At 63.0% G+C, this 16,241-nt stretch carries 10 protein-coding genes; 4 read left to right on the top strand and 6 right to left on the bottom strand.

The window, feature by feature from the left end:
• Window positions 1-509 precede the first annotated feature (509 nt).
• Window positions 510-5,261, top strand: a complete 4,752-nt coding sequence (gene gltB / locus NKJ88_RS02220) for a glutamate synthase large subunit (RefSeq protein WP_352443488.1) — start codon at window positions 510-512, stop codon at window positions 5,259-5,261.
• 140 nt (window positions 5,262-5,401) lie between these two features.
• On the top strand, window positions 5,402-6,856 hold the full coding sequence (locus tag NKJ88_RS02215) for a glutamate synthase subunit beta (protein ID WP_023686414.1): 1,455 nt from the start codon (window positions 5,402-5,404) through the stop codon (window positions 6,854-6,856).
• Here the strand turns inward: NKJ88_RS02215 and NKJ88_RS02210 are convergent.
• Window positions 6,853-8,058, bottom strand: coding sequence for an SGNH/GDSL hydrolase family protein (locus NKJ88_RS02210; RefSeq protein WP_023755025.1), 1,206 nt, complete (start codon window positions 8,056-8,058; stop codon window positions 6,853-6,855). The two genes, NKJ88_RS02215 and NKJ88_RS02210, sit on opposite strands and share 4 nt — an antisense overlap.
• A gap of 104 nt (window positions 8,059-8,162) precedes the next feature.
• Window positions 8,163-9,386, bottom strand: a complete 1,224-nt coding sequence (locus NKJ88_RS02205; protein ID WP_023686412.1) for a lytic murein transglycosylase — start codon at window positions 9,384-9,386, stop codon at window positions 8,163-8,165.
• Between the two features lie 207 nt (window positions 9,387-9,593).
• Here NKJ88_RS02205 and galU point away from each other — a divergent pair, with 207 nt between their 5' ends.
• Window positions 9,594-10,499 (top strand): UTP--glucose-1-phosphate uridylyltransferase GalU, encoded by a 906-nt coding sequence (galU, locus tag NKJ88_RS02200; protein WP_023671956.1) that lies wholly within the window; start codon window positions 9,594-9,596, stop codon window positions 10,497-10,499.
• On the opposite strand, the gene NKJ88_RS02195 is transcribed toward galU, so the two are convergent.
• Complete coding sequence (locus NKJ88_RS02195; protein WP_352443487.1) at window positions 10,500-12,284, bottom strand: outer membrane beta-barrel protein; 1,785 nt, start codon at window positions 12,282-12,284, stop codon at window positions 10,500-10,502.
• A 150-nt stretch (window positions 12,285-12,434) separates the two neighbouring features.
• On the opposite strand from NKJ88_RS02195, the gene NKJ88_RS02190 reads away from it, so the two are divergent.
• Window positions 12,435-13,430, top strand: a complete 996-nt coding sequence (locus NKJ88_RS02190) for a KpsF/GutQ family sugar-phosphate isomerase (protein WP_352443486.1) — start codon at window positions 12,435-12,437, stop codon at window positions 13,428-13,430.
• Between the two features lie 87 nt (window positions 13,431-13,517).
• Here the strand turns inward: NKJ88_RS02190 and NKJ88_RS02185 are convergent, their stop codons facing one another.
• From NKJ88_RS02185 to hemH, 3 genes are all read right to left on the bottom strand, one after another.
• Window positions 13,518-13,982: an NfeD family protein gene (locus tag NKJ88_RS02185; protein WP_023671953.1), complete on the bottom strand. Its 465-nt coding sequence runs from the start codon at window positions 13,980-13,982 to the stop codon at window positions 13,518-13,520.
• A gap of 37 nt (window positions 13,983-14,019) precedes the next feature.
• Window positions 14,020-14,970 (bottom strand): SPFH domain-containing protein, encoded by a 951-nt coding sequence (locus NKJ88_RS02180; RefSeq protein ID WP_023671952.1) that lies wholly within the window; start codon window positions 14,968-14,970, stop codon window positions 14,020-14,022.
• A gap of 158 nt (window positions 14,971-15,128) precedes the next feature.
• A complete protein-coding gene (gene hemH, locus NKJ88_RS02175; protein WP_352443485.1) occupies window positions 15,129-16,193 on the bottom strand; it encodes a ferrochelatase in 1,065 nt (354 codons plus the stop codon).
• Window positions 16,194-16,241: the final 48 nt, after the last annotated feature.

Here is a 16,241-nt window from a genome sequence, read left to right as displayed (position 1 = left end):
CAGGAAAGTCCCTGCCTGGTTGAGAAAGTCTGGTTGCGACAAGAGCGCGACCATGGCCGTTTCGGGGTTTGACGCGCAAGGGCCAAGGGCTGAAAAAGCGCTAAAGCCAAAGGCGATCACGAAGGAGTGCCGGGACCGAAATTTCGTTTCAACAGCGCCCGACGTAATTTTCTGTCGCCAAACGTCCAAGAATTTGGTGAATCGGTCTTGTGTGCGCCCAGGATTTCTGCCATAAAAATTTAGGACAGTAGTGCTGTCTTATTTTGTCGCACAAGTCAGGCTGGATTGGCGTATCATTTGGGCCACTCCGGCCGTTGCCGCGAGCGACGGGTAGACGGCTCGGCTGTGGCCTGTACGATACCGGATACGAACCGGCGGTGCACCGCACGGTCCGCCAAGGATTTCGAAAAGACGTGCCGCAAGAATGAGAGCGGAAGCCAGTCGCTTCCCAAGGTAGACCAGCGCCCCAAATGCTAGACGTGCAAGGGGCCGGAACGGAGGACAGGACGATGACGGAACTGACGCCATCTGCGATTATCGGCCAGGCCGCGCAGACGAAAGCGGCAGCCGTTAAAAATACCGTTCTGACCAAAGAAGGCCGAACCACCAACGGCCTGACCGGCAACGGTATGGCCGCGCAGGGTCTCTACGATCCGCGCAACGAGCATGACGCGTGCGGCGTCGGCTTCATCGTCAACATGAAGAACGTGAAGTCGCACCAGATCGTCAAGGACGGGCTCTTCGTGCTCGAAAACCTGACGCATCGCGGCGCTGTCGGCGCCGATCCGCTGATGGGCGACGGCGCCGGCGTGCTGGTGCAGATTCCCGATCATTTCTTCCGCGAAGAGATGGCGGCCCAGGGCGTCGAACTGCCGGCGGCAGGCCAATACGGCGTCGGCCACTGGTTCATGCCGCAGGATGCGGCACTGCGCGCCCATATCGAAGAGATCATCGCCGAATCGGCGCTGTCAGAAGGGCTGCCGCTTTTAGGCTTTCGCGACGTGCCAGTCGACAATTCATCGCTGTCGAAGGCGCCCGATATTGCGGCCTCCGAACCGTTCCATCGCCAGGTCTTCATCGGCCGCACATCGGACATTCCAGATGACGAGGAATACGAGGCCAGGCTGTACCTGCTGCGCAAGGTGATTTCCGGCCGTATCTACGCCGAGAACAACAACAAGGATATCGGCGCCTACTGTGTGTCGCTATCGGCGCGTACCATTGTCTACAAGGGCATGTTCCTGGCCTACCAGGTCGGCGCCTATTACAAGGATTTGTCGGATCCGCGTTTCGAGACCGCGCTGATCCTTGTCCACCAGCGCTTCTCGACCAACACCTTCCCGTCCTGGAAGCTGGCGCACCCCTACCGCATGGTCGCGCATAATGGCGAGATCAACACGGTGCGCGGCAACAACAACTGGATGGCGGCGCGCCAGGCCTCGGTCGATTCCGAACTGTTCGGCAACAACATCTCCAAGCTGTGGCCGATCTCCTATGACGGCCAGTCCGACACGGCGTGCTTCGACAATGCGCTCGAATTCCTATTCCAGGGCGGCTACAGCCTCAGCCACGCCATGATGATGCTGATCCCGGAAGCCTGGGCCGGCAACAAGCTGATGGATGCCGACCGCAAGGCTTTCTACGAATACCACGCAGCCCTTATGGAGCCGTGGGACGGGCCGGCCGCGGTCGCCTTCACCGACGGTCGCCAGATCGGCGCCACGCTCGACCGCAACGGTCTGCGCCCGGCGCGCTACATCGTCACCGACGACGACCGCGTCATCATGGCGTCAGAGGCCGGCGTGCTGCCGGTGCCGGAGGAGAGGATCGTCAAGAAGTGGCGGCTGCAGCCCGGCCGCATGCTTCTGATCGACCTCGCCAAAGGCCGCATCATTTCCGACGAGGAGATCAAGTCGGAGATCGCCACCAGGCATCCCTACAAGACCTGGCTCAACAACACGCAGCTGATCCTCGAGGATCTGAAGCCGGTCGAGCCGCGCGCGCTGCGCAAGGATGTCAGCCTGCTCGATCGCCAGCAGGCGTTCGGCTACAGCCAGGAAGACACCAAGCTGCTGATGTCGCCGATGGCGACCACCGGCCAGGAAGCGGTGGGTTCGATGGGCACGGACACGCCGATCTCGGCGATGTCGGACAAGTCGAAGCTGCTCTACACCTACTTCAAGCAGAATTTCGCCCAGGTCACCAACCCGCCGATCGACCCGATCCGCGAGGAACTGGTGATGAGCCTGGTGTCCTTCATCGGGCCGCGGCCGAACATCTTCGACCTGGTTGGCAATTCGCGCCGCAAGCGGCTCGAAGTGCGCCAGCCGATCCTGACCAATGGCGATCTGGAAAAGATCCGCTCGATCGGCCACACGGAAGACCGTTTCGACACCAAGACCATCGATATCACCTACGGGTCGAGCGAGGGCGCGTCCGGCATGCAGGGCGCGGTCGAACGTCTGTGCGAGCGGGCGGAAGCCGCTGTCGCCGGCGGCTACAACATCATCATCCTGTCCGACCGCCAGGTCGGTCCCGACCGTATCGCCATTCCGGCACTGCTGGCGACGGCTGCGGTGCACCACCATCTGATCCGCAAGGGTCTGCGCACCGCGGTCGGCCTGGTTGTCGAATCCGGCGAGCCGCGCGAAGTGCATCATTTCTGCTGTCTCGCCGGCTACGGCGCCGAGGCGATCAACCCCTACCTTGCCTTCGATACGCTGCTCGACATGCACAAGCGTGGCGAACTGCCGGCTGAGGTCGACGCCTACGAGGTGGTCTCGCGCTACATCAAGTCGATCGGCAAGGGCATCCTCAAGGTGATGTCGAAGATGGGCATCTCCACCTACCAGTCCTATTGCGGCGCGCAGATATTCGACGCCATCGGGCTGAAGTCAGATTTCGTCGAGAAGTACTTCACCGGCACAGCGACGCTGATCGAAGGTGTCGGCCTGGACGAGGTGGCGGCTGAGACGCTCAGCCGCCACACCGACGGTTTCGGCAACGATCCGGTGCTGCGCAACAGCCTCGAGGTCGGCGGCGAGTACATGTACCGCATGCGCGGCGAAGCCCATATGTGGTCGCCCGACGCCGTCGCCACCTTGCAGCACGCCGTGCGCCAGGGCTCGTGGGAGACGTTCAAGGAGTATTCCGCGCAGATTGACAGTGAGACGGCCCGTGCCCAGACCATACGCGGCCTGTTCAGGATCAAGCTTTCGGAAGAGACCGGCCGCAAGAAGGTGGCGATAGAGGACGTGATGTCGGCGGCCGACATCGTCAAGCGCTTCTCGACCGGGGCGATGTCGTTCGGCTCGATCTCGCGCGAGGCACACACGACGCTGGCGCGCGCCATGAACCAGATCGGCGGCAAGTCGAACACCGGCGAGGGCGGCGAAGAGGCAGACCGCTATCTGCCGCTGCCCGGCGGCGGCAAGAACCCCGAACGTTCGGCGATCAAGCAGGTCGCCTCGGGGCGGTTTGGCGTCACCGCCGAGTATCTCGTCAATTCCGATGTCATGCAGATCAAGGTCGCGCAGGGCGCCAAGCCCGGTGAGGGCGGCCAGCTGCCCGGCCACAAGGTCGACGCCACCATCGCCAAGGTCCGGCACTCGACGCCTGGCGTCGGCCTGATCTCGCCGCCGCCGCATCACGACATCTATTCGATCGAGGATCTGGCGCAGCTGATCTACGATCTGAAGAACGTCAACCCGGCGGCCGATGTCTCGGTGAAGCTGGTGTCGGAAGTCGGTGTCGGTACGGTTGCGGCCGGCGTCGCCAAGGCACGCGCCGACCACATCACCATATCGGGCTATGATGGCGGCACCGGCGCGTCGCCGCTGACCTCGCTCAAGCATGCCGGCAGCCCGTGGGAAATGGGCCTAGCCGAGACGCACCAGACGCTGGTGCTGAACGGGCTGCGCTCGCGCGTTGCGCTGCAGGTCGATGGCGGCTTGCGCACGGGGCGCGACGTCATCATCGGTGCGCTGCTCGGTGCCGACGAGTTCGGCTTCTCGACCGCGCCGCTGATCGCGGCCGGCTGCATCATGATGCGCAAGTGCCACTTGAACACCTGCCCGGTCGGCGTCGCGACGCAGGATCCGGTTCTGCGCAAGCGTTTCAAGGGCACGCCCGAGCATGTCATCAACTTCTTCTTCTATGTTGCGGAAGAGGTGAGGGGACTGCTGGCCGAGATGGGCTACACCCATATCGACCAGATCATCGGCGACAGCGACCTGCTGGAAAAGCGCGAGATGATCCAGCATTGGAAGGCGCGTGGGCTCGATTTCGGCAAGATGTTCTTCAAGCCGGACGCGCCGCATGAGGCGGTGCACTGGACCGAACGGCAGAAACACCCGATCGACGATGTACTCGATCGCAAGCTGATCGAACTGGCGAAGCCCGCGCTCGAAAGCAAGCAGCCGGTCAAGATCGAGGTCGACATCCGCAATGTCGATCGCTCCACGGGCGCCATGCTGTCGGGCGAAGTCGCCAAGCGCTTCAGGCACAAGGGCCTGCGCGAGGACACGATCCAGGTGAAGCTGACCGGCACCGCCGGCCAGTCGTTCGGCGCCTTCCTGGCGCGCGGCATCTCGTTCGATCTCGTCGGTGCGGCCAACGACTATGTCGGCAAGGGCCTGTCGGGCGGACGCATCGTCATCCGGCCGCCGGAGGAGTCCAGGATCGTCGCGGCGGAATCGATCATCGTCGGCAACACCGTCCTCTATGGCGCGACCGAGGGCGAGGCCTATTTCGCAGGTGTCGCCGGCGAGCGCTTCGCGGTGCGCAATTCGGGCGTCGCCGCCGTCGTTGAAGGCGTCGGCGATCATGGCTGCGAATACATGACCGGCGGCATCGTCGTCGTCATCGGCCAGACCGGTCGCAACTTCGCTGCCGGCATGTCGGGCGGCGTGGCCTATGTTCTGGATGAGGCCGGCGATTTCGCCGCGCGCTGCAACATGGCGATGGTCGAGCTGGAGCCGGTTCCGGAAGAAGACGATCTGATGGAAAGGCTGCTGCATCATGGCGGTGACCTCGACCACAAGGGTCGCGTCGACGTCTCGGGCGACATGACCACCCATGACGAGGAACGGCTTTACCAGCTTATCTCGAACCACGTCCATTTCACCGGTTCGGTACGCGGCCGCGAGATACTCGACGACTGGACGACCTTCCGGCCGAAATTCCGCAAGATCATGCCGGTCGAATACCGCCGCGCGCTGATCGAGATGGAACGCATGCGCATGGGCGTGGCGGCGGAATAGGTTTTTCGACTTGCCGGGAGGCGCAGGCTTCCCGGCGGAACTTTCAGCGACAGTTTGACCTCGGATGCAAGGTTGCCACGGCTGCCTCAAGGGGTTAACGGGTGCGAAAACCGCACCATCTGGACAGCAGGAACTGGACTATGGGCAAGGTAACAGGCTTTCTCGAAATCGACCGGCAGGTGCACAAGTACCAGCCGGCCTCCGACCGCATCCGGCATTTTCGTGAATTCACGCTGCCGATGTCGGACAAGGAGGTCGAGAAACAGGCGGCGCGCTGCATGGATTGCGGCATCCCGTTCTGCCACGGGCCGACCGGTTGCCCGATCCACAACCAGATCCCGGACTGGAACGACCTCGTCTACAATGGCGACTGGGACAATGCGATCCGCAACCTGCATTCGACCAACAATTTCCCCGAGTTCACCGGCCGCATCTGCCCCGCGCCCTGCGAGGAAGCCTGCACGCTGAACCTCGAGGACATTCCGGTTGCCATCAAGACTGTCGAACAGGCAATCGCCGACAAGGCTTATGAAACCGGCCATATCCGGCCTTATCCGCCAGAGAAGAAGACGGGCAAGCGGGTCGCTGTCATCGGCTCCGGCCCGGCAGGGATGGCGGCGGCGCAGCAGCTTGGCCGCGCCGGCCACGAGGTCAGCGTTTATGAGCGTGAGAGCCGTCCCGGCGGGCTGATGCGCTACGGCATTCCCGACTTCAAGATCGAGAAGCACTATATCGACCGCCGCATCGAGCAGATGCAGGGCGAGGGCGTGACCTTCCATTGCGGCGTCAATGTCGGCGTCGACAAGCCGGTGGCAGAGTTGCTCGCCGGATATGATGCGGTGCTCTATTGCGGCGGTTCGGAATCGCCGCGTCCGGCCAATATTCCGGGCGACGATCTCGGCGGCGTCTATGACGCCATGCCCTATCTGGTGCAGCAGAACCGTCGCGTCGGCGGCGAGCCGATCCAGTCGGTGGCCTGGCCGTCGCATCCGATCATCGCCGGCGGCCAGCATGTCGTCGTCGTCGGCGGCGGCGATACCGCGTCCGACTGCGTCGGCACCGCCTTCCGCCAGGGCGCGGTGCGTGTCACCCAGCTCGACATCCGCCCGCAGCCGCCGGAGAAGGAAGACAAGCTTTCGGTCTGGCCTTACTGGGCGACCAAGATGCGCACCTCGTCCTCACAGGCCGAAGGTGCGGAGCGCGAATTCCAGGTGGCGACGCTCGAATTCATCGGCGAGGACGGCCAGCTGACCGGCGTCAAATGCTGCGAAGTCGACGAGAAGCGCAAGCCTATCCCCGGCACCGAATTCGTCATCCGTGCAGACCTCGCCTTCATCGCCATCGGCTTTGCCGGACCGGCTGCCGCCGGCGTCGCGAAAGAGCTGGACGGTGAGATGAAAATCACCACCGACAGCCGCCGTTCCCGCAATGTCGAAGCCAACGATCGCGACTACAAGACCAGCGTCGACAAGCTCTACGCCGCAGGTGATGTGCGCCGCGGCCAGTCGCTGGTTGTGTGGGCGATCCGCGAAGGCCGCCAGGCCGCGCGCTCGATCGATGAAGCGCTGATGGGGTCGACGGTACTCCCCCGTTAACGGTTGATCGCCGTCGTCGTATCCGTCGCGGCAGCGGCCTTGGGCGGCCAGGAGAAGTCGTCGGCGCGACCGGGCGAGGCCTCGGGCGCCTTGCCTTCGAGGATTAGTTTTTCGCCGGGCAGATCCGGATTGGCTTTCGGCGCCGCCGCCGCACCGAGAAGCTCGGTCCCGCCGTCGAGCGCCGGATCGTTGAGCAGCATTGGAACGGTGCGGTCGACCACGATCGGGGCGGCGGGCAGCGACGGCGCCTCGACCGGGGCGCCGGCCGGTGCGGCAGCCGTCACCACGCTTCCCGGCGCTGCCAGGCCGAGGATCTTGGCCAGCGGCTTTTCGGTGTAGAAGGCGAGCTTTCGCTTGCCGGCTTTCGAGACGTTGATGCCGTCGTCGGAGCGCAGCCGCACGGCCTGGCCGTTAATGTCGGGGCCGGTCGAGACAAAGGCGCCGTTCTCGTCGACGAACCCATCCCAGACATCGACGAATTCGCCGCCGTTCTTCTCGGCAGCCGAGTGGTAGATGTCGTTGAATGCCAGCATGTCGGAGGTCATCTTCGGCGTCTTGAAGGCTGGCATGCCGACCCACAGATAAGGCACCTTGGTCGCCGCCAGTGCCTTTCCCAAGGCTTCGGTCCGGCGTTCGTATTCCTTGGTCCAGTTCTCGGAGCGCGGCTGCTCGCGCACATCGTTGACGCGCATCTGCTGGCGGTCGTTGGAGCCCAGCATGACGACCACGGCGGCGGGCTTCTCGGTCTCGACCAGCGATTTGACCTGTTCGGGCCAGTTGTAGACATCATCGCGCACGAAACCCGAAGAACCGTTGGCGCGCTCGACGATCCTGACGTTGGCATTGTCGGCAAAGGCTGTTTCGAGGCCTTCGGCCAGGCCGTTGGCCATGAAATCGCCGATCACCAGAACGACGCGGGCATCCGGTGTCTTCTCGACAATCGGAGCGGAAGGTTCAACGGGTGCACGGGGCTTCTTCTTGACCTTCGGCTTTGCCTTGCGGACGTCGAGCGGCGGCTCGATGCGTTCGCTGCGGCGCGGGAACAGAAGGTCGCGCAGCGACCAGCCGCGGTTCTGCGGTTGTTCCTGCGCCAAAGCCGGTGTGTGGAAAGTGCCGGCGAGTCCCGTCGCCAGGACAACGATGGCCAGAACGAGGATCGGCAAGCGGAAAACGATCACACGGATACGCGTTGCCGAAACCAAGCACCCTCTCCATCCCTTGGTGCATGGCCCTCGCAGGGGATCATGCACAGACCGATGCTACGGCATCCCTTGCGCGTCACAGATGCGCGCTGCCGTCGCCGGCTCTATTTCTTTCTGAGCCATTTGAGCACTTCCATGCTCGGATACCCGTCCTGGGTCAAGCCGACCGTTGCCTGATAGGTCATGATGGCGGTTTTCGTACCGTCACCGATCTTGCCGTCGAACTTGCCGTCGTAAAGTCCGTGCTGCGAAAGCCGCTTCTGCAACTCCTGCCTTTCCTCGAAGGACAGTTTGGTGAAAGGCCGCTTCCAGTCCTGCACCAGACCATTAGAGCCGGCGATTTCGTCGGCAAGAAGGCCGACGGCCAGGGCATATTTGTCGGCGTTGTTGTAGGCCTTGATGACGGAGAAGTTCTTGATCATCAGGAAGGCCGGTCCGCCGCGGCCGTCCGGCACTTTCAGGGTCGCCTTGTCGGTTGCGTTCTTGAACGGCTTGCCATTGGCCCTGGCGACGCCGAGCGCCTGCCACTGCGCCAATGTCTTCGAGCCGGCCGGCAGTTTGCCCGCCGGAATGGTGACCTCGTAGCCCCAGGTCTTGCCGCCCTGCCAGCCATTCTTCTTCAGCAGATTGGCTGATGTCGCCAACGCATCGGGGACCGAATTCCAGATGTCGCGCTTGCCGTTGCCGTCCATGTCGACGGCATAATGCTGGTAGCTGGTCGGGATGAACTGGGTCTGGCCCATGGCGCCGGCCCAGGAGCCCATCAGGTGGCTTTCGTCGATGTCGCCGGTCTGCAGGATTTTCAGCGCGGCGACCAATTGGGTGCGGGCGAATTTCGAACGCTTCGGGTCGCCATAGGCGAGGGTTGCCAGCGAGCGGATGACATTGCGCATGATGTCGTCGCGCTTGAGGATCTCGCCATAATTCGATTCCATCGACCAGATGGCGAGCAGGATGTAGCGGTCGACGCCGAACCTCGCCTCGATCCGTTCCAGCCACGGCTTCCATTTCTTGGCCATCTGCTGGCCGACGGCAACGGACTGGTCGTGGACGCGGTTGTCGAAATAGTCCCAGGCAGGTGCGGTGAATTCGGGCTGGGTGCGTGCCTTTTCCAGCACCACCGGGTCGGGCTCATTGATGCCCCGGAACGCTCGGTCGTAGACCCCGCCGGAAACGCCGCCCGCCACGGCCGTGGCGCGGAAGCCGGCGACCCATTGCCGAAAACCGGCATCGGCGAAGGCCGGTCCGGCCGGCATCAGCAAGGCGAGCGAGAGGCTGGCCGCCGTCAGCACGCTGGTAAAGAGTTTTGCGGCACTGCGAACGGACATATTTTCCCCTTTCTCTATCTCAGGAAAGACCATTCATCGCCGAACCGGGTTAGCAATTGGTTTACCATAGGCGGCGCCTGGAACGAAAAGACACCTGGATGCTTTACCGGTTGATGTTTCCCTCAATGGCCCGATAATCCACAATTCCGGCGCGAAAATGTCGCGAGGCGGGATTGCCGGGCACGCCCTCAAACGGATAATTGACGCATGAAGCGAGTTCGCAAGGCAGTTTTCCCGGTCGCCGGTCTCGGCACACGGTTTCTCCCGGCCACCAAGGCCATTCCCAAGGAGATGCTGACCGTCGTCGACCGGCCGGTCATCCAGTATGTCGTCGATGAGGCGCGCGAGGCCGGCATCGAACATTTCATCTTCGTCACCGGCCGCAACAAGGCGGTCATAGAAGACCATTTCGATATCCAGTTCGAGCTCTATGATACGCTGGCACAGCGCGGCAAGGACGATCAGCTGGCCCGCTTGCAGCGGCTGCAGCCGGCGCCGGGGCAGACCTCGTTCACCCGCCAGCAGGTGCCGATGGGGCTCGGCCACGCCGTCTGGTGCGCCCGCGAACTGGTCGGCGACGAACCCTTCGCGCTGTTGCTGCCCGACATGATCATGCAGTCGGAGAAGAGCTGCACGAAGGCCATGGTCGAGCTCTACGAGGAGACCGGCAACAACATCATCGCGGTGCAGGAATGCGATCCGGCCGAAACCCACAAATATGGCATTGTCGGCCGCGGCGAGGACACGCATCACGGCTTCCGCATCACCGAGATGGTCGAAAAGCCGAAGACCGGCACCGCGCCGTCCAATCTCTACATCAACGGCCGCTACATCCTGCAGCCCGAGATTTTCAAGATCCTCGAAAGCCAGGAAAAGGGCGCCGGCAACGAGATCCAGCTCACCGACGCGATGCTGAAGCTGGAAAAGCAGCAGCCCTTCTTTGGCTACCACTTTCAGGGCCGCACCTTCGATTGCGGCTCGCCGGAAGGCTTCGTCGAGGCCAATGTCGCCTTCGCGCTGTGGCGCAGCGACATGAACGAGAACATGGCCGGCGTCATCCGCACGCTGCTCGATGAGATGAAGCCGTCCGAGCGTCGCGGCGCTGCTTTTTAGCTACCGCTGCAGCTTCAGCCCCAAATAGATGCTGTTGGCGGTGTAGTTGCGCCCGGGCAGATTGCTGGTCAGCTTTTCGGTGCGGGCGCGGCTGGTGAGGCCGACATAGCGGTTCAGCCACCAGGTCAGCCCGGCCTCTGCACTCAGCGTCATGTCATGGCCGTCGGAGCCGGTGTAATTGCGCCAGTCGAGCCCAAGGGCTGCGTTGCCGGTCAGGTCGGCGCGGATCTGCCGCTCGCCGGTGAGGCGGCCGGAATAGAGGATGTCGCCGCTCTTACCGGCATTCGTCGTGCCTTCGACCGTGGTTCGCCCGGTGAGGCCGATGATGGTACCGCGCTCGGGCGACCATTTGAGGTCGGCATTGATGGTGGCTCCCGAAATCGCCTCCAGGTTCTTGTCGTCGATCGCCTCCCTCAGCCAGCCGGCCGAGAACTCACCCTTGAGCTTCTCGCCCATGTCGACTTCGATACCGGCGCGCGCGCCAAGCCGGGTCGAAGAGCGCTCGAAGCCCTTGTTGTCGATCCGTTGGTCATATACCCGGCGGCCGAGCTCAATCTCAGCAAAGGGCGTCAGAGCCGGGGAAATTTCATAGCCGGTCCGCAACGTTGCGGTGTAGAGCGTGTTGTCCTGGTCCTTCTGCGACAGCGAGGTGCCATCGGTAAGTTCGGCATCGCCATAGATGTCGTGGGAGACGGCGCCGGTCAGCGCAAAGCGCATCTTGCCGACGTCCTTCTCGACGCCGAGGCTGCCGTCGACCGTCTGGCGGATCGGCTGCGATTTGACGCCGGCAATGGCGTCGGGCGCGGAGGCCGATTCCGGCGCAATCTCGTAGCCGAGCTTGGCGATGGCGCGCAGTTCATTGTCGAGGTCGACATTGTACGTGCCTTGGATACGGCCGCGTGCCTCATTGATCTTCTGGCCCGAAATGGTGTTGCGGAAATTGCCGTAGCCGTCGATGACCGCCGAATTCTCGCGCCAATCGGAGGCGGCGGAGAAACGCAGCGCCGTTTCGGACAGCACCGCCGACTTGCCGCCAGCGCTGGAATCGGCGTTCGACGTGACGGCAACGCCCTGCTCGAGCGTCGGCCGCAGCAGGAACGAGCCGACCTTGATGCCGGTTGCCGCGTACGGGTCGTCCTCGAGCTTCTTCTTCTGGCCCTCGATGGCGTCGGTGCGCTCGGCGCCGGGGTCGAGCTTTCGTCGGTCGACACCGCCGACGGTGAGGACACGGCGGTTGGCTGTGTCCTGATCGGCGTCGCCTGCCGCAGTGCCGTCCGGAGTCGTTCCGGTGGTGGTCTGGTCCGTGGCTTTGCCAGGCTTCTTTTTGTCGGCAGCCTTGGTTTTGTCCTTGGCCTTGTCTGCATCCGCGGCGGCGCGTTGCTTTGCCGTCGACGGACGGCGTGGCTGGACGGTTGGCGGCTTGTCGGCGAACGAATCGTCGATGGTCGCCGGCGGGTCGAAAATGCTGTTTGCGCCGGCCTGTGACGGGTCGGTGTCGTCAGGCAAGGCGCCATCGCTGGCCGGCACATAAGCGGTTGGCGTGTTTCCCGTGGGGGCGGTGTCGGCAGGGGCGGGCTTGACCTGCCTGTTGGCCTTGCTCAATTGCCTGGCCCGGCGCTGCTGGTCGGACAGGATCGCCGATTCCGAAACTTCGCCGCGCAGCTCGGTCTCCTGGGCATGAAGCGCAGTTGGCCGCAGCAAAGCGAGCACGCTCGTCGCCAGAAGCAGAGCGCAAAACGCTCTGCCCGTTCGACCTTTTTTCTCTTGAGGCTGGGCCCGCGACATCGTCACCACTGCTTGCGCGGCGCAAGCGCGCCATACTTACCGAACCGTAAACGGGGATGGTTAACGGAGGGTTGAAGGTGTGCCTGTACGACATGGCTGGACGGCAATTCTGTTGGACAGGCGAACGGCAAAGCGCTAATCGCATCAGCCATGCATGCGGGATCCCAAGAAAAGAAGCCTTTGGAGGCTTCGGTCGCCTCGGCGCTGAGAACGGTAGCCACGGAACAGGCCGGCGTGGCGGCATTGGCCGCCGCGCTGGAGAACGAACTGGCCGAACCTTTCGCCCGCGCCGTCGACATGGTGTCGCGCATCAATGGCCGCGTCATAGTCACCGGCGTCGGCAAAAGCGGCCATATCGGCACTAAGATCGCGGCTAGTCTGGCTTCGACCGGCACGCCTGCCTTCTTCGTCCATCCCGCGGAGGCCAATCATGGCGACCTTGGCATGATCGCCAGAGACGATGCCATCATCGCCATGTCATGGTCCGGCGAGAGCAAGGAATTGATGGGAATCGTCGCCTATTCCAGGCGCTTCTCGATCCCGCTGATTGCGATTACCGCGGGCGCGGCCTCGGCGCTGGCGCGCGCGGCCGACGTTGTGGTGCTCCTGCCGTCCGCGCCGGAAGCCTGCCCGCACGGTCTGGCGCCGACGACATCGACCCTGCTGCAACTGGTGGTCGGCGATGCGCTGGCTATAGCGCTGCTCGAAGCGCGGGGCTTCACGCCCGACCATTTCCGCACGTTCCACCCCGGCGGCCAGCTCGGCGCCAATCTCACGCAGATCCACGAGATCATGCATGTCGGCGAAAGGCTGCCGCTGGTGGCTTCCGGCACGGGCATGCGCGAGGCGATCCTCGAATTGTCGAACAAGGGCTTCGGCTGCGTGGCGATCGCGACGGCGGATGGCGCGTTGGTGGGCATCATCACCGATGGCGACATCAGGCGTCACATCGGCAGCAATCTCATGGAAATGAGCGTCGATCAGGTGATGACGAAAAAGCCGAAGACGGCCACACCGGACACGCTGGTGGCGACGGCGCTGCAGATTATCAACAATTCGGCCATTACGAGCCTGATGGTGGTCGAAGGCAGGCGGCTCGTGGGACTGGTTCATCTGCACGACCTGCTGCGCATCGGCGCCGCCTGAAAAAATCAAAGGACGCGTCGCGTTCGGGAAGCCCTACGCGACGCGGCCTGATTTTCCGGATCGAAAGCGCCATGCGCTTTCGAAATGTCAAACTGCCTCGACGGTCAGTTCCAGATCGGTGTCGGCCGAACTGACGACGCGCACCTGCGTGCCGGCCGGCAGGTCGGGACCGGAGACGCGCCACAGTGTGTCGCCGAGTTTGATGCGGCCGCGACCGTCCTTGATCGGCTCGGCCAGCGTTGCCATCCTGCCGACCAACTGCGCGCCGCGCCGGTTGAGCAGCGGCTGGTCGCTAGGGGTATTACGCCCACCAACCAGCTTCTTTCCGGCAAAGGCCGAGACCAGCGACAGCGCCAGGAAGGCGAGGACCTGGACTTCCCAGGCCCAGAAGCTTGCGTCCCAGACGAGCAGGGAAATCACACCGATCACCAATGCGGCGATGCCGATCCACAGCATGAATATTCCTGGCGCGATGACCTCCATCACCAAGAGGACGAAGCCCAGAACCATCCAGTTCCACGGACCAAGTTCGGAAATGATGCGGTCGAACATGGGAGTGCGCTCCTATGATCTCAGTTCTCAGCTAGCCTCAATTCTCGCTTGGGCGAACCACCGGAGGGCGGGCGGCCTGCCTGGCGGCGCCGGCGGTGCCTTCGCTGCGGAACACCTCCCTGGCGATCTCGCTTATGCCACCGAGCGTGCCGATCAGCGCCGAGGCTTCCATCGGCATCAGCACGACCTTGCTGTTGTTGGCGGTGCCGATCTTGCCCATCGCTTCAGTGTATTTCAGCGCCACGAAGTAGTTGAGTGCCTGCACGTCGCCCTTGGAGATGGCTTCCGATACAACCTGGGTGGCTCGCGCTTCGGCCTCGGCCGAGCGTTCGCGCGCCTCCGCGTCGCGGAAGGCGGCTTCCTTGCGGCCCTCGGCCTCGAGGATCTGCGACTGCTTGAGGCCTTCGGCGGCGAGGATCTGCGCACGCTTGTTGCGTTCGGCGGTCATCTGACGGCCCATCGATTCGATGAGGTTGGCCGGCGGATTGATGTCCTTGATCTCGACGCGGGTGATCTTGATGCCCCACGGATGCGCCGCTTCGTCGACGACGCGCAGCAGCCGTTCGTTGATGGCGTCGCGGTTCGACAGCAGTTCGTCGAGGTCCATCGAGCCCATGACGGTACGGATGTTGGTCATCGTCAAATTGAGGATGGCGTTCTCCAGGCCGGCGACCTGGTAGGCGGCCTGGGCCGCATTGAGGATCTGGTAGAAGGCGATGCCGTCGACGCCCACAATGGCGTTGTCGCGCGTGATGATTTCCTGGCTCGGAACGTCGAGCACCTGCTCCATCATGTTCATCTTGGCGCCGATTCGGTCGACGAACGGCACGATCAGGTTGAGGCCGGGGCTTAGTGTTTTGGTGTAACGACCAAAGCGCTCCACCGTATAATTATAGCCTTGCGGGATTGTCCGGATGCCTTTGATAAGAAGCACCAATACCAGAAAGGCAAGCGCACCAATCGCAATACCGAAACCACTGAAGTCCATTTGAATCTCCCTCAGATGCCGGCCATGGCGTTGATTCCATGCAACCGACTTCACCAAACACTTAGGTGTGTTTCAATAATGTTACAATCAGGTGATCGTTGATTATTAGTGCATGGAATAGCGCAACTGCGGCGATCGATCGCCGCAACGTGGCGGCCTCAGACCCAGCCCGACAGCTCGCGCCGCACCATCGCCTCGATCACCGCCATGCCTTCTGCACTGTCGTTGAGGCACGGGATGTGGGCGAATTTCTCGCCGCCGGCGTGATGGAAGGTCTCGGCCGCCTCGCGGCCGATTTCGTCCAGCGTCTCGATGCAGTCGACGGAAAAGCCTGGGTTGACGATGGCGATCGATTTCACGCCGTCCTTCGCCAGTTTCTCGACCGTCTTGTCGGTGTAGGGCTGCAGCCATTCCTGGGCGCCGAAGCGCGACTGGAAGGTGATGATCAGCTTCTTTTCATCCCACCCCAGTCGTTCACGCAACAGCCGTGTCGTCTTCTGGCAGTGGCAGTGATAGGGATCGCCCTTCTCGAAATAGGGCTTCGGGATGCCGTGATAGGAGGTGATGACCACCTCGGGCTCGAAGTCTAGCGTTGCCAGATGCCGTTCGATCGAATGGGCGAGCGCCTCGATGTAGACCGGCTCGTCATAGTAGGGCGGAACACTGCGCACGGCAGGCGCGCGGCGCATCTTCATCAAGGCGCGAAACAGCTGGTCGTTGGCGGTCGCGGTGGTGGTCGCGGAGTATTGCGGGTAGAGTGGGAACGACAGGATGCGGTCGCAGCCTTGCTCGACCAGCCTTTGAGCGACGCTCGCGGTCGAGGGGTTGCCGTAGCGCATCGCCCAGTCGACCACGACATCGGGTAGGTCGATGAGCGCTGCGGCCAGCTTTTCGCCCTGCGCGCGGGTGTAGGCGCGCAGCGGCGACTCGTTCCTCTCGCGGTTCCATATCCTGGCGTAATTGGCGCCGGACTTCTTCGGTCTGGTGGTCAGCACCAAGCCGTAGAGGATCGGATACCAGATCGCCTTGTTGAGTTCGATGACGCGCGGATCGGACAGGAATTCGCGGAGATAGCGCCACATCGGCTTGAAATCGGTACCGTCCGGCGTGCCGAGATTGACCAACATGACGCCGATCTTGCCTGCCTTTACCGGCGGATGTCCGGCCGGCAGCGGGTCGAGCGCTTTCGCGGCTTTGGGGTCGACAGGCGTGGAAAGCGTCATGAAGGTCTCCCGACACCGCGAAACCGACGATGTCGGGCGAACCTAGCG

Origin of the sequence: Mesorhizobium sp. M0016 (genome assembly GCF_040324035.1) — a bacterium.
Taxonomy (GTDB): Bacteria; Pseudomonadota; Alphaproteobacteria; order Rhizobiales; family Rhizobiaceae; genus Mesorhizobium.
The sequence above is the reverse complement of the archived record's forward strand: the minus strand, read 5'-3'. Positions and strand labels throughout refer to the sequence as shown.

Bases quoted from the DNA above. Each gene is read 5' to 3' on its own strand.
- gltB (WP_352443488.1), top strand. From the start codon at position 510: ATGACGGAACTGACGCCATCTGCGATTATCGGCCAGGCCGCGCAGACG.
- NKJ88_RS02215 (WP_023686414.1), top strand. From the start codon at position 5,402: ATGGGCAAGGTAACAGGCTTTCTCGAAATCGACCGGCAGGTGCACAAG.
- NKJ88_RS02205 (WP_023686412.1), bottom strand. From the start codon at position 9,386: ATGTCCGTTCGCAGTGCCGCAAAACTCTTTACCAGCGTGCTGACGGCG.
- galU (WP_023671956.1), top strand. From the start codon at position 9,594: ATGAAGCGAGTTCGCAAGGCAGTTTTCCCGGTCGCCGGTCTCGGCACA.
- NKJ88_RS02195 (WP_352443487.1), bottom strand. From the start codon at position 12,284: ATGTCGCGGGCCCAGCCTCAAGAGAAAAAAGGTCGAACGGGCAGAGCG.
- NKJ88_RS02190 (WP_352443486.1), top strand. From the start codon at position 12,435: ATGCATGCGGGATCCCAAGAAAAGAAGCCTTTGGAGGCTTCGGTCGCC.
- NKJ88_RS02185 (WP_023671953.1), bottom strand. From the start codon at position 13,982: ATGTTCGACCGCATCATTTCCGAACTTGGTCCGTGGAACTGGATGGTT.
- NKJ88_RS02180 (WP_023671952.1), bottom strand. From the start codon at position 14,970: ATGGACTTCAGTGGTTTCGGTATTGCGATTGGTGCGCTTGCCTTTCTG.
- hemH (WP_352443485.1), bottom strand. From the start codon at position 16,193: ATGACGCTTTCCACGCCTGTCGACCCCAAAGCCGCGAAAGCGCTCGAC.